This is a genomic window from Congregibacter sp., from assembly GCF_965662665.1.
In the GTDB taxonomy this organism is placed as follows: Bacteria; Pseudomonadota; Gammaproteobacteria; order Pseudomonadales; family Halieaceae; genus Congregibacter.
This window is the reverse complement of sequence record NZ_CBFIIF010000049.1, coordinates 1-13101: the sequence shown is the minus strand read 5'-3', so window position 1 is coordinate 13101 and position 13101 is coordinate 1. Positions and strand designations below refer to the sequence as shown.

General features: G+C 55.4%; 11 protein-coding genes. 5 read left to right on the top strand and 6 right to left on the bottom strand.

The features are described 5' to 3' along the window. The 3 genes from ACTG39_RS13645 to ACTG39_RS13635 all read right to left on the bottom strand — a co-directional run. The coding region (locus ACTG39_RS13645) for a sodium:solute symporter family transporter (RefSeq protein ID WP_439108116.1) at nucleotides 1-477 on the bottom strand (477 nt) is incomplete at its 3' end. Continuing rightward, nucleotides 458-616 (bottom strand): hypothetical protein, encoded by a 159-nt coding sequence (locus ACTG39_RS13640; RefSeq protein WP_439108115.1) that lies wholly within the window; start codon nucleotides 614-616, stop codon nucleotides 458-460. The genes ACTG39_RS13645 and ACTG39_RS13640, both read right to left, overlap by 20 nt. Nucleotides 617-697: 81 nt before the next feature. Further along, complete coding sequence (locus ACTG39_RS13635; protein WP_439108114.1) at nucleotides 698-1999, bottom strand: NAD(P)/FAD-dependent oxidoreductase; 1302 nt, start codon at nucleotides 1997-1999, stop codon at nucleotides 698-700. 162 nt (nucleotides 2000-2161) lie between these two features. Between ACTG39_RS13635 and ACTG39_RS13630 the strand changes: the two genes are divergently transcribed. Further along, nucleotides 2162-3544 carry a glutamine synthetase family protein gene (locus tag ACTG39_RS13630; RefSeq protein ID WP_439108113.1) on the top strand — a complete coding sequence of 461 codons (1383 nt, stop codon included), beginning with the start codon at nucleotides 2162-2164 and terminating at the stop codon, nucleotides 3542-3544. 48 nt (nucleotides 3545-3592) lie between these two features. Further along, nucleotides 3593-4495, top strand: coding sequence for a hypothetical protein (locus ACTG39_RS13625; RefSeq protein ID WP_439108112.1), 903 nt, complete (start codon nucleotides 3593-3595; stop codon nucleotides 4493-4495). Here the strand turns inward: ACTG39_RS13625 and ACTG39_RS13620 are convergent. Genes ACTG39_RS13620 through ACTG39_RS13610 form a run of 3 tightly spaced genes read right to left on the bottom strand, consistent with a single transcriptional unit; the run spans nucleotide 4492 to nucleotide 8868 of the window. Next, the gene (locus tag ACTG39_RS13620; RefSeq protein ID WP_439108111.1) at nucleotides 4492-5712 is read right to left on the bottom strand and encodes an aminomethyltransferase family protein; all 1221 of its coding nucleotides are present in this window, start codon (nucleotides 5710-5712) and stop codon (nucleotides 4492-4494) included. The two genes, ACTG39_RS13625 and ACTG39_RS13620, sit on opposite strands and share 4 nt — an antisense overlap. Further along, a complete protein-coding gene (locus ACTG39_RS13615) occupies nucleotides 5705-7327 on the bottom strand; it encodes a phytoene desaturase family protein (protein ID WP_439108110.1) in 1623 nt (540 codons plus the stop codon). The genes ACTG39_RS13620 and ACTG39_RS13615 overlap by 8 nt, the downstream gene beginning before the upstream one ends. After that, nucleotides 7324-8868 carry a phytoene desaturase family protein gene (locus ACTG39_RS13610; RefSeq protein ID WP_439108109.1) on the bottom strand — a complete coding sequence of 515 codons (1545 nt, stop codon included), beginning with the start codon at nucleotides 8866-8868 and terminating at the stop codon, nucleotides 7324-7326. Before ACTG39_RS13610 ends, ACTG39_RS13615 begins: the two co-directional genes overlap by 4 nt. A gap of 187 nt (nucleotides 8869-9055) precedes the next feature. Here ACTG39_RS13610 and ACTG39_RS13605 point away from each other — a divergent pair, with 187 nt between their 5' ends. The 3 genes from ACTG39_RS13605 to ACTG39_RS13595 all read left to right on the top strand — a co-directional run bounded on the left by ACTG39_RS13605 (nucleotide 9056) and on the right by ACTG39_RS13595 (nucleotide 13045). Further along, nucleotides 9056-10894 (top strand): gamma-glutamyltransferase family protein, encoded by a 1839-nt coding sequence (locus ACTG39_RS13605; protein ID WP_439108108.1) that lies wholly within the window; start codon nucleotides 9056-9058, stop codon nucleotides 10892-10894. Nucleotides 10895-11231: 337 nt separating this feature from the next. After that, entirely contained in the window at nucleotides 11232-12728 is a 1497-nt protein-coding gene (locus ACTG39_RS13600) for a spinster family MFS transporter (protein ID WP_439108107.1), read from the top strand. 68 nt (nucleotides 12729-12796) lie between these two features. After that, the gene (locus ACTG39_RS13595) at nucleotides 12797-13045 is read left to right on the top strand and encodes a DUF2164 domain-containing protein (RefSeq protein ID WP_439108106.1); all 249 of its coding nucleotides are present in this window, start codon (nucleotides 12797-12799) and stop codon (nucleotides 13043-13045) included. The last annotated feature ends 56 nt before the right edge of the window (nucleotides 13046-13101 follow it).

Genomic DNA, 13101 nt, shown 5'->3' with positions numbered 1-13101 from the left:
ACTGATGTTGGTCAAGTCGGAAATGAGTATCGCCGCACCCTGGGTGACAACCAGCAGGTAGCCGCCTAATCCCAGCACGATGGTGAGACCAGAGATCTGCTGCACCCGGTGACTGGCAAAGCGCTGGCCAAAGAACTCGGCTACGGTAGACGCCCGGCTGCGTCGCAAAAAAGTTCCGAAGAATAGCGCGCCGTAGATGTAGCCAGTGACGGCAATGCCCGGGAGCAAGAGATAGGGGCCGAGCTGTCCGTCATAGGTGAAGCCGGCTTCACCGAGAAAGATTGAGGTACTAAAGACGCTGGCAACCAGAGTGCCGACAATCAGCAGGGTAGGCGCCCGGCGCCCCGCCACAAAGTAATCATCGATATTCTTGACCTTGCGCCCCGCATAGCTGCCGATGGCGATAAACAGCAATACGCTGATGGCAATGGTCGTGGTGTACAGATCCACGGCGGGCTCAGCGGTCGCGAAGGGCAAAGGCGGTTGCATCCGCCGTGCAATTCGACGCTCTCGCAAGTTGCGCCAGATACCCAAGTTGCGCGAGACCGGCGGCCAACATGAGGCCATTGCAGTAGGCAAAGATCGCGATGACAGTTGATGATGCGGGCTCGTTCATGCGTCTGCTTGCCTCTTGTATTGCCTTTCGTCTGCGTTGAAGTTCAGCTGTCTGGACTCCGTCGCACTCTTGATTGTTGCCCTAGAACGCGTCCAGGGCCTTGTAATAGGCCATGCCCACTGCCAGTGCAGGGCGGCGGAGTAGCTTGCCACCGGGAAAAGGCCAGTGCTTAATTTTCGCCATAATATCGAAGCGCGTAGTTTCTTTGGCGATCATTTCAGCGGTGATGCGTGCCATGATGTGCGTGGGTGCAACGCCGTGGCCGGAGTAGGCTTGAATGTACGCCACGTTATCGGCAAGCCTGCCGAGCTGGGGCATGCGGTTCAGACCAATACCGATCCATCCGCTCCACGCGAAATCGATGGTCATGTCGCCAAGCTCTGGGAAAACCGCCGTCATCTTTCTGCGCATAACGGCCTCCAGGTTTTTCGGTTCCATGCCGGTGTAATTGGAGAGCCCGCCGAACAACATTCGGTTGTCGGCGGACAGGCGGAAGTAATCGAGGGCGGTGCGAGGGTCACAAACCGCTACATCTCCAGGCATTAGCTTTTTCACCAGCTCCTTAGGGAGTGGCTCGGTAGCGATGACCGAGCTGGAGGAGGGCAGCACACGGCTGGCAAGTTTTGGAATCAGACCGCCCATATAGGCGTTGCCGGCAAAAACGACCTGTTTTGCACTGACGCTGCCTTGGTCTGTACGCACCCGGGCAAGAGTGCCCTGTTCCAGGGAAGTAACCCGAGACTGCTCAAAAATTCTTCCGCCCAGTGTTTCCACGGCTTTTGCTTCGCCGATACATAAATTCAGCGGCTGAATGTGGCCGTTCGCCGTATTGTGCAGTCCGCCCAGATAGCGATCCGACACCACGTATTCTTTGAGCTCACCGCGGTCCAGAAGCGTGTACGCATGCGGATTGCCGATGCTGCGCTCGAACTCCTGCCACTCTGCAAACTGCTTCATGTGCCGCGGCTTGAGAGCGACATCGCAGTAGCCCCATTTGAGGTCGCATTGAATATCGTAGGTTTCTACGCGCTCGCGGATTACGTCGCGGGCTTCGATGCCCATCTGATAAATGGCTCGCACGCCGTCTTCGCCAATACGCTTGATGAATCGCTCCGGGTCGTGTCCGATGCCCCCGATAATCTGACCACCGTTACGACCGCTGGCACCCCAGCTGATCCTATTGGCTTCGAGGAGCACCACGTCATAGCCGCGTTCAGCGAGTTCGAGGGCGGTGTTGACGCCGCTAAAGCCACCTCCAACCACGACTACATCGCAGCTCAGATCCTCTTCAAGACGGGCATAGTTGGTTGTCCAGTTCGCGCTTGCGGCGTAGTAAGAGCCGGTGTGCTCTGTGCTTTCCTCGAGTGCGCGCAGGCCAAACATTATCTAGTGCTCCTTAGTATCCGTGCATCGTAAGCGGATTTAACGCTAACATGGAGAGATTAGCTCAAGGGTACAGTGGATTGACTTCTCCCCGATACCACTGGTGGAGGATTTTGGGCTGTATTTTTTGACTGTCACGATTAGAAGTCAGTAGAGACATTTATGAATTTCGCCCAGCCAGAAGAACTGGAGCAATTTCTCACCGCGAACCCGGATGTTCATCTGCTCGAGGTGCTGATGCCGGATATCAACGGGCTCCTGCGCTGCAATCGCCTCCAGCGCGCGGAATTTGACGCTTTGTTTGCTGGTAACTTTTCTGTGCCGCGAACCGTGCCGCTCCTCGGTGTTCGTGGCGACTTGTACGACGGAGTGCCTCAAAGCGAAATAGGCGGCGATCCAGATCAGATCATACGCCCCATCGCAGGGACGCTTGCTCGTGTGCCCTGGTACGCCACACCCATGGCACAGGTGCTCACGGGATTTGCGCGAAGTGAAGAGCATATCGAGTGGCTGGATCCGCGCAGTCCACTGCTGAGAGTACTGGAGCGCTACGCCGCCAATGGGCTGCGACCCACGGTGGTGACGGAACTTGAGTTCTATCTGCTTGCCAATGGTGACGGGGCCCGACCAGCACCTTTACTGGGGAAGATTCCGGGTATTGGGCAGCGGCAAGAGGGTATCCAATACTGCATGCCTGATGACCTTTTCGACTGCGACGATTTTCTGAACGATGTGCGAACTGCTTGCGAGATTCAGTCTGTACCGCTCACCGCGATCCACAGCGAATTCTCGCCGGGGCAGTGGGAGATCAACACTCACCATCAGGACGACGCGGTAACAGCCGGCAATCACGCGCTGCTTCTTAGGCGTATCGTCAAAGGGGTAGCACGTCGTCACGGCTTTGGAGCGACCTTCATGGCAAAGCCCTTTGCCGAGTTAGCGGGGAGCGGTTTGCACATCCATGCCAGCGTTTACGATGCTGACGGAAACAACATCTTTGCGGACCCCGATCCTGTGGATCCGCCGCGCCTCATGCCCAAGCTGCGTCACGCGGTGGCGGGCTTAGGCGACACGATAGACCAGGCAATGCTGCTATTTGCGCCCAATCCGAATTCTTATCGCCGCTTCAAGGCCGGAGCCTTCGCACCATCGGGGGCGAGCTGGGGCTATGATCATCGTGAGGTGGCCCTGCGCATTCCCCGGGCCACGGAGAGCAACCGGCGAATTGAACATCGTATCGCGGGCGCCGACGCGAATCCTCATTTGGTTCTGGCAGCTGTGTTGGCGGGTATGCATGCGGGTACAAAACGTCAGCGCGATCCCGGAGAGCCCATACCCAGAGAGGCTGATCTTTCGGAAAATTCAACCACCCTGCCAACGCGACTCGATAGAGCGATTACGCTCTTTCGTGAGGGCGACATCCTGCCGGATTACCTGGGTCAGATGTTTGTTGATGCCTACGCAGCGATCCGTCAAGGAGAGAGTGACCATTACCATGGCGAGATTCCGGATCTTGATTACCAGTGGTTTCTCCGAGCTTTGTAATGAGCTGTGAGTCGCGCCCGCTTCCTGTGACCAGCGGAGGAGTCCTCCTTGTCTAAAGCGCATGAGCGTGGCGGTGAGCAAGCCGCTTTAGCAGTGTCTTCGGCACCCCTGTCTTCCGTCCACCAGGGAGGACGCTTTTTCGCGATGAACCCGCGGCAGATCATCAAGATCCTTGTCTATAGTCTGCTGCTGGTTAATTGGATCAACTACATCATCAACGACATTACCGTCGCCAGTCATACGGTCCACGCGGGTTGGCAGTGGCATGACTGGACCTCCGCTTTTGCCACCACTCTGGATGAGGCGGCGTGGTTTCTTCTGCTATTTTTGTTGGAACTCGAGACCTATTTGCTATCTGACGACGCATTCACAAAAACCCGTGTACGCGTCATGCAGGGTTTGCGACTTCTCTGCATTGTCTTCATCGGCCATACCATCGTCGCTTTTGGCAATATTCTGATGGAGCTGGGTCGCAGTGTGGAGCACGCGGCAACGGACGTCTGTGCGTTCGCGGGGCAGGGCCTGAGTTATGCGCGCAATTTGGAATACTGGGAGATTACTGCCGATAGTTGTGCCTCCATCGCGTCGGCCGGAACCCTGTATCAGTTTGACCAGGGGCAACTGATCACCGATGCCGCGGGCTTACGGGTGGAGTGGGAACTGGCTTGGGCAGATTTTCTTGAAGTGGTGCTCTGGGTCTGCATTTTGTTTTTTATCGAGGTGATGGTGAGGCTGCAGGAAAAGGGGGTTACGGATGGAACAGCTCTCAAAGTCGCGCGCATCAGTAAGGCTGTGCTGTACGGTTTCCTGTGGTTGATTGCTGCCTATTGGGCGTCCGGGGGGCACTGGATGTTCGCCTGGGACGAGTCGCTATGGATTTTGGGTTTTATTGCGATCGGTATGAATTTGTCGGAGTGGCGGGACGAAATTCAACAGGTCTCGAGTTACTAAGTAAGCCCCGGAGGTGTCTGGCGCGCCCGGGGATTCACCCAGAAGGGCTTGTCGCTGATCTGGCATAGCGCCATCTTGCGATGGGGGCGCAGTTCTTTGTAATGGTAAATCTCTGCCCAGATGTCACCGCCCAAGGCATTCGTATTCACAAACGCAAAGGCAATATTGGCCTTCACGGCAGGTGACCACATGGCGGAAGTCACATATCCGATCTCGTGGCTGCAAGCCTCGTTGTTGTAGAGGATGGCTTCTTCTGCGGTTTTGTTGCCCTCGATATCCAGCTTGAGCAGCTTACGCGTGAGTCCTTCCTGCTGCTGCTTGAGCAGTGCCGAGCGACCATTAAAGTGCGGCTTTTTAAAATCAACGATCCATCCCAAATCCAACTCCAGAGGCGTGTGATCGTATTCAAAGTTAACGGTTTTGAGCGCTTCGTTGAACTCCATATAGGGCATCAGAAAGCCAGCTTCGAGGCGCGCCATATTCGTCGCAGACTCTCCATAAGGCTGTATGCCGAAGTGTTCGCCTGCGACATACAGTGCGTCCCACATTGCCAGTGCATACTCCGGGTCTATCCATAGCTCGTAACCCAGGTCACCGGTAAAGCCCGTGCGGGAGATCATGATCTCCGTCCCCTTAAAGGGTAGATGAAGGATTCCGAAGGGTTTGAGCTCAGCGACTTCGTCAAAACCCATGTTTTTTAGAGTTGCGAAGCTCGTCGGGCCCTGCAGCGATAGGGCTGCGAGGTTTTCCGTGTGCTCGGTGACGCTGACCTCATCGAATCCCACGCAGCTTTTGCGCAGCCAGGCGATGCTTGGGCTTCCGCAGGTCAGCATGTATTTTTCTTCGCCTAAGCGAAAGATTGTCCCGTCATCGATCATACGACCGGTGTCGGTACACCAGCAGCAATAGGTGACGCGGTTAATGCGCAGCTTGCTGACATCGCGGGTGACCATGCGGTTGAGCATGGCCATGGCATCCGGGCCCTCGATAAGATACTTCTGCATGGGGCAGATATCGTAGGTCCCGCAGGTATTACGGATGTTGAAGTATTCGTAGTCCACGTCGTAGTAATAGTCGGCGAACTTGTAGCCGTTCCAGGAAGACCAGGCGTCGCGAAGGTTCAGCGCGGCCTGACGCTCGTGAAAGGGAGACAGTTTGAGGCGCTCACCGGCAAAGGGATCAGACCTGTTCTCGCGAAGGATATCTGGATTACTCATCGTAGAAATCATCCTCGGGGACCGTATTGGGCCGCTTGAGATCGCGCAGGATTTCGCGCGCTGCGTTCGCGCCACAGGCAGAAGACACACCCCCGCCCGGGTGCGTTGACGAGCCACACATGTACATGTTCTTCAGCGGCATGCGGTACTGACCGTAGCCAGGAAAGGGACGGTTAAAGAGCAGCTGATCGATGGTTAACTCGCCCTGAAAGATGTTGCCTTCGGTGAGTCCTATCTCATTTTCAATCTCATGGGGTGTGCGGATTTCGGCGTGCACGACCAGATCTTTAAAGCCCGGTGCGTAGCGTTCGATCTTATCGATGACTGTGGCGCCAAAGGCATCGCGCTTTTCTGGACTCCACTCGCCATCGGCGAGCGTGGGCGGACAGTACTGTACGAAGCAGGACATCCAATGACAGCCCTCGGGGGCGACCGTGGGATCCCAGGCCGAGGGTATGACTGTCTCGATAAAGGGGTCATCAGACCAGCGGCCGCGCTTCCAGCAGTCATAGGCTCGCTCCATGGTTTCGAGGGTTCCGGTAAAGCCCTGTCCGCCACGATTAATATAGCGGTTATCCGGTACATTATTGAACTTGGGCATGCCCGAAAGGGCAATGTTGACCTTGCCCGAGGAGCCGCGAATCTTGAAGTTTTTTGCTCGCTCGAAGATACCTGCCGGCAGATCGTGTTTGTCGACGACTTTGGTGAAGGTGCGCTTCGCATCCAGATTCGACACGATGGTGTCGGCGTAAAGTTCGTCGCCATTTTCCAGCACAACGCCGACGGCCGCGCCTTCTTTGACGATGATTTTTTCGACTCCTGCATTGGTGCGAATCTCGCCACCGTGTTCTTTCAGCGCGCCCGCCAGGGCATGGGAAATCGCGCCCATGCCGCCGCGAGCCAGGCCCCAGGCGCCCACGTTGCCGTCTACATCGCCCATAACGTGGTGCAGCAATATGTAAGCGGAACCTGGGGAATACACGCCCAGCGCCGTACCAATAATGCCCGGGCTTGCCATGGCGGCTTTGATCAGGTCATTTTCGAAATAGTCCTCGAGAAAATCCGCTGCACTCATAGTAAAAAAACGGATGTACTCGTACAGTTCGCGCTCGCCCAGATTCCAGAACTGCTTGGCAAGCCACAGGGTTTCCATAATGTCCCGGGGCTTAAAGGAGCTGGGATCGGGAGGCGTTCTTAATAATGTTTTGCGGATGAGCTGTGCATAGCGGCCGAGGTCTGCCTGAAATCGCGCCATCGCATCAGCGTCATGGGGTGAGTGTCTGCGCAGCTCCAGATAAGCCGCTTCTTCTTCAGCGTAGTCAAGGAGCACCCGATCGCCGCTGGGACTGAAGTTGATGGTGCCGAGATAGGGAACTAGGAGTAGTCCATGGCGGGTAAGATTCAGGTCGCGGTGGATTGACTGGCGCATCATGGAGCACACGTAGGAACAGCTCGAGTAAAACCAGCCATCGTGCATTTCGCGGGTTACCGCTGCGCCGCCAATGTAGTCGTTCTTTTCTACGACCAGTGTGCGTAGGCCAGCTTTAGAGAGATACGCACCGGCAGTGAGACCGTTATGACCCGCGCCAATGATGATTGCATCGTAATGACTCATGCCAAAATCTCCCGCGCAGCATTGCGCCCGGCATTGCCGTTCACATCACCGCCAGGATGACTGCCCGCGCCGCAGAGGAAGAGTCCATCGATGGGTGTGCGGTACTGGGCCGCCTCGTAGGTCGGTCGCATCATGAGGAGTTGATCCACGGCCGGTTCCGCGTGATGCCAGTGACCTCCGCTGACGTGGTATTCGGTTTCCAGATCTGCGGGCGTTAGTAGCTCGGAGGCACTCACAAGGGCCGTTATTCCCGGGGCATACTGCTCGAGCGTCTGCATAATCGTCGCCATAAATGTGCGGCGCGCTTCGTCCGTCCAGCCGCCCTTGAGTTCTCCAGGCACATACATAACGTTGGCGCTCAGTACCTGTTGTCCTTTTGGCGCCAGGCCGGGCTGCCGCAAACTGGGAATCAGTACTTCCAGAGCAGGTTGCTGGGGAAGTTCGCCGTACTTGGCGTTGTCGTAGGCAAACTCGAGGGTATCCATGCTCGGCGCGAGAATCATACGGCCATCGGGGCGATCGATGCCGGTAAACACCGGCAGATCGGTCAGCGCCAGGTTTACTTTTGCCACGTAGCCATCACAACGCAGACGGCGGATACGATTGGTGAATTCGATTTCAAGGTGCGCTGCGCCGACCAGCTTGAGAAATGTCGTTTTTGGGTCGGCGCTTGATACTACGCACCCAGCACTTATCTCGCCGCCGTTGGCGAGCCTAACGCCACTGCAGTGCTGGCCGTTCTCGTCGCCGTCGATGATGATTTTCTGTACGGCAGCGTCTGTTCTAATCTCCACTCCAGCGCTGCGAGCAGCTCGCTCGAGAACCGTGATGAACCCAGTCATGCCCCCGGCAGGAATCATGTGCTGCCCTTCATGCCTCCCAGCCATGCGGTTGAGAAGGGTGAGTACGGACTGGTTTGGGGAGCGGGGTGCCATCTTGCTGCCTACCAGACCATCCCAGCAAAGTGCCGCCTTTAAGGAGTCGCTTTCAAAGTGTTCATCTACAAGATCACGCATGGGTAATGTGGCAACCCGAAAAAACTCCAGCATGTCGTCGCGACCCAGGAGCCGGAGCTTGAGCCCCATGTGGCCAAAGGTCATGAGGTCTTTCAGGGAACCCATGCCGATGCGGGGCATGGTCTTACCCCAAAAGGGCGCGAGGGCGTCGGCAAAGGTTTTCAACTGCGCGCGGTATTTCACAAACGCCAATGTGTCGTCGGCTTGCGCACCACGCAGGACATCATCACTTATCGTGATAGGCGCCTCTTTCGTTGATAGGGCGATAAGATCGATGAGATCAGCTTTTTCGGTAAAGCCATAGTCAGTTAGGCGCAGATCTTTGACGACAGCCGCCTGAAGACCGTAGAGGGTCTGTGCCACCGGTGCGTGGAAGCCAGGCGCAAATTCCCGATCCGCCGCAAGGCCGCCGAGCGTGTCCTTAGCTTCTAAAAGGAGTACACGTTGCCCGATACGAGCGAGCAGCGTCGCGCAGATGAGGCCGTTGTGGCCTCCGCCAATAACAACTGTATCGAACTCGCTCACGGAGTCATTGTCCTTGATAGCGTTAACGAAATTTTTCCATTGGCGAGATTCTAGATCATTGTGCTTATGGGTTGGGAGAATTCTCTATCGGAGTTGCGCAGATCAGTGTCTTGCAGAGTCGCTTCTCGGTCTTGCCTGACTTAGGATACGGTGCTGCTAAAGCGCTTAAGACCTCGAGGACTCACTTGTGAAAAGCCGTAACAGCCTGATTCTTTTTGCGACACTGCTGGTTCTTCAGCTCGCACCTCAGTATCTGAGCGCCCAGGAGAACGCCTACCCACTGCAGATGAGCAGTACGCGGCTTAGCCATCGACCAGAGGTACCCGGCCCGAACGGATTGGTAACCGCTGGCCACCCGCTGGCATCCATGGCGGGCCTGCGGATCCTCATGGAGGGTGGCAACGCGGCGGATGCTTCGGTGGCAGTGCTGGCGACGTTGAATGTAGTTCGGCCCCAAATGTCTGGCGCTGGCGGTAACGGTTTCTTTACCTACTATGACAGCGCTACTAATACCTTGCACTCCCTCAGCGCGACTGGTGCGGCGCCTTTAGCACTTGATGCCAGTAAGTTGGAATCCGAACAGCTTAATAAAGGAATCAACGCGGGGGTGGTTCCCGGACTGTTTGGCGGTTGGATATCGCTGTTGCAGAAGTACGGCACCTTATCGCTGGCTGAGGTGCTGGCACCGGCCATCGAATACGCTCGCTATGGGCACCCCATAGAGGCCTCGGTAGTCCGATCCATAGCGTCATCCGAGAAGCTGTTTAGGGAGTTTCCCACTAGCAGCGAGATGTTCCTGCCGGGCGGTCGAGTCCCGCAAACCGGCGAGAAGATCACACTGACTAATCTTGCCCGGACCTTCGAACGCCTGGTGGCCGCAGAGCAGCGCGCACTGACCGCAGATGCCAGCAGAGTCGACGCATTACAAGCAGCTTTCGACTTGTTCTACCACGGCGATATCGCCAGAGAGATGGCGAATTTTTATAGTAGAAGCGGCGGCCTGTTTACGCTGGAGGATTTTGCAGCCTACGAACCGATTTGGAGCGAGCCTATCCACGCGAACTATCGTGGCTACGATATCTATACGTCACCGCCGACGTCACGGGGTGGTTTGGAAGTGCTCATGCAACTCAAGTTGGTAGAGGGTTTCGATCTTGCCAATATGGGTTGGGAGAACCCACTCACCCAGCATCTGCTCATCGAAGCGATCAAGGTGGCGAAAGCCGACATCTACCACTACGTCGCCGACCCTAAACTGCATGAGGTTCCGGTAGCGGCATTGCTGGAGGAAAGCTATTTGAAGAAGCGTCGGGCGCTAATCAATCAGGCAGCAGCCATAGATTTTCCGGGATCAGGACAGCCGCAGGCTAGCTTGTCAGCGAGTATGGCCGCCAAATTAGTGAGTCCGGCCCGGGAGTCCTTAGAGGAATTGAGTGTTCCGGGCAGCACTACAAGTTTTTCCATCCGCGATAAAGACGGCAACGTAATGGCAGCCACGCCTACGCACGGCGGCGCATTTGGCACTGGCGTGGTCGTGGGCGATACAGGCCTGACGTTTAACAACGGTACACGCGTCGGATCCACGGCACCGTATCCCGACCACGTGAACTACGCCCGCGGGGGGCAAATTCCCATATTGAACAACTCACCTATTATCGTAATGAAAGATGGAGAGTTTGTGATGGCGCTGGGTACACCGGGGGGGGAGACCATCGGCCAAACGCAGTTTCAGGTGCTGGTTAATGTGCTGGACTTTGGGATGCCGGTGCAGGCCGCTATCGAAGCGCCGCGCTTCAGCGTGTTTGCCGAGCCAAACTTTTACAAAGAGGGGTCGGAGATAACTGTACGCTATGAAGACCGACTCACGCAGAGGCAGTTTGACGACCTCAAATCGATGGGGCATAAGCTGCGTCTTGCGCCATCGTATTCTCTGGGTAGCATCCAGGCGATTTTGAAAAATGAGGAACTGGGTACCTTCACTGCCGGTGCTGATCCGCGAAGAGCAGCCCAGGCAGTGGGCTGGTGACGGTCCTGTTACATCAGGGGTGGCTACTAAGCTTTTCAATATTGCCATTAAAGACATGACTATGTTTTCTTGCGGGCACCAATCGCGCGATTTATCTGGCGTAGCGCTTACTCACTTTGGAGACTCTCGTAAATGAAACGGATGGCCCATTTCCTCACCCTGTGCGCTGTAAATGCAGGTGTGCAGGCACAACAAAGCTTGTCGTCAACGATAGATGTCTATGTCTTTCCCACACAAGGATAGTTTTTTTAGCTCGCGAAGTTGGGTTTACCTGTGCATCATGCCTGGCTAGACCCTTTGTAAAAAAATAAAAAGTGCGCACAGCATTAAGGAAGACATGCAGGAAACAGCCTCGCCGATAAGCAATGCCTCCACGGGTAAAGATCTCGCGGGCAGTCACCCAGACAGTGGCTACGGAACGAGCGGCTATAGAAAATACATATTGGGTGCTTTGCTCACCGTCTATGTGTTCAATTTTATCGATCGCACGATCATCAATATTCTTACAGAACCTATTAAGCAAACCTTTGGTGTTGAGGATTGGCAGATGGGCTTGCTGGGTGGCCCTGCCTTTGCCGTGCTTTATACCTTTATCGGCATTCCCATCGCGCGCTTTTCTGAGAAGAATCATCGCGTTTGGATAATCGCGGGCTCGGTGGCGCTGTGGAGCCTGATGACGGTGCTTTGCGGCTTTGCCACGAGTTTCATCGCGCTGTTTATTTTTCGTATCGGTGTGAGCATTGGCGAGGCAGGCTGTTCGCCGCCAGCTAACTCAATTATTGCGGATTACTTCATTCCCTCGCAGCGCTCCACCGCGGTGTCTACCTATGCTCTGGGCATCCCCTTGGGAGGCATGGTTGCCTATGTCTTCGGCGGGTTTATTGCTGGCAGCCTCGATGGCGCCGCAGTGGCCAATCTATTCAGTAGCTGGGGCTGGGTTTGGGCCATGAATGCGCTGGATTGGCAGAATATTGAAGGCTGGCGCGTGGCCTTTGTGATTGTGGGCTTTCCAGGCCTGGTTGTCGCGCTGATACTCAAACTTACTGTCAGAGAGCCGCCCAGAGGTTACACAGACCCGCCAGAGATGCAGGATAAGGAGCAGGTGAGTTTTGCCGAGGTGCTGAAGATTCTCGCCAAGAAACCTTCTTATTGGCATATCACCCTGGGTGTCACTATCGCGTCATTTGTGAACTATGGCGTTGGCCAGTTTTTTGTTTCATTTCTGATCCGAACGCACGGGATGTCGGTGTTTGACGCAGCTATTAAGGTCGCAATGATTCTAGCGGTTATGGCGTCTATCGGTACCTTTATGTCGGGCTACCTGGCGGACCGGTTCTCGGGACGCTACCCCAAGGCCTTGGCCTGGATCCCTATGATTGCTTTACTGGGTTCAGCGCCGATGTTCATCGCGGGCTATTTACTTGATTCCCTGATGATCGCGATTCCGATTTTGATGTTGGGGCAAATGCTGCTCTACACATACCTGTGTCCCCTTTACGCCGTGCCCGGCGGGGTGGTCGACAGTCGCATGCGCGCTACATCGGTGGCGGTTACTTTGTTTATCGTGAACTTATTCGGTTATGGCCTGGGGCCACCATTCATTGGTGGCTTGTCGACGATATTGAATGCGAGTTTTTTGTCGGGGATCGATCCGAGTCTCTCGCTGGAGATGTGTAAAGACATCAGTCTCTCCGCATCGGCACAGTCCTCTTGCGGCGAGGCCAATGCTAAAGGCTTGCAGTGGTCGATGATCTTTTTCAAGTGCCTCTATTTGTGGGCAGCTCTGCACTTTTATTTGGGCAGTAAGACCTTACAGCGTGACATGGGAAGGTAATGTCCATGGATGCGCGAACATGGGTGTTAAGTTATTAAGCGCAACTTGCTTTTAGGTTCCGCACGCTTATGGATGAGTTGACCCTATCAAAAGATGCGCAGGAAGCTTTGGTTGAAAAGCTCAAGGCGTATTTCTCCGAGGAGCTTGATCAGACTATCGGAGCGTTTGATGCCGTGTTTCTTATCGAGTTTTTGTCGGCGGAGTTAGGCCCGCATTTCTACAACCAGGGTCTTCAAGACGCCCATGTACTGTTTGCCGAAAGAGCCGAAGAGCTAGGCTATCTCATACAGGACCTGGAAAAGCCTGAGAAAAAGTAGCTGTCACTGTGTCGGAGCTCGTGCGATCCCTGTGAGGAGTACGCTGCCGGATCGCT

What these genes read in the sequence shown, in the direction of transcription:
- ACTG39_RS13595 (WP_439108106.1), top strand. Translation starts at nt 12,797, where the DNA reads ATGGATGAGTTGACCCTATCAAAAGATGCGCAGGAAGCTTTGGTTGAA.
- ACTG39_RS13600 (WP_439108107.1), top strand. Translation starts at nt 11,232, where the DNA reads ATGCAGGAAACAGCCTCGCCGATAAGCAATGCCTCCACGGGTAAAGAT.
- ACTG39_RS13615 (WP_439108110.1), bottom strand. Translation starts at nt 7,327, where the DNA reads ATGAGTCATTACGATGCAATCATCATTGGCGCGGGTCATAACGGTCTC.
- ACTG39_RS13620 (WP_439108111.1), bottom strand. Translation starts at nt 5,712, where the DNA reads ATGAGTAATCCAGATATCCTTCGCGAGAACAGGTCTGATCCCTTTGCC.
- ACTG39_RS13640 (WP_439108115.1), bottom strand. Translation starts at nt 616, where the DNA reads ATGAACGAGCCCGCATCATCAACTGTCATCGCGATCTTTGCCTACTGC.
- ACTG39_RS13635 (WP_439108114.1), bottom strand. Translation starts at nt 1,999, where the DNA reads ATGTTTGGCCTGCGCGCACTCGAGGAAAGCACAGAGCACACCGGCTCT.
- ACTG39_RS13630 (WP_439108113.1), top strand. Translation starts at nt 2,162, where the DNA reads ATGAATTTCGCCCAGCCAGAAGAACTGGAGCAATTTCTCACCGCGAAC.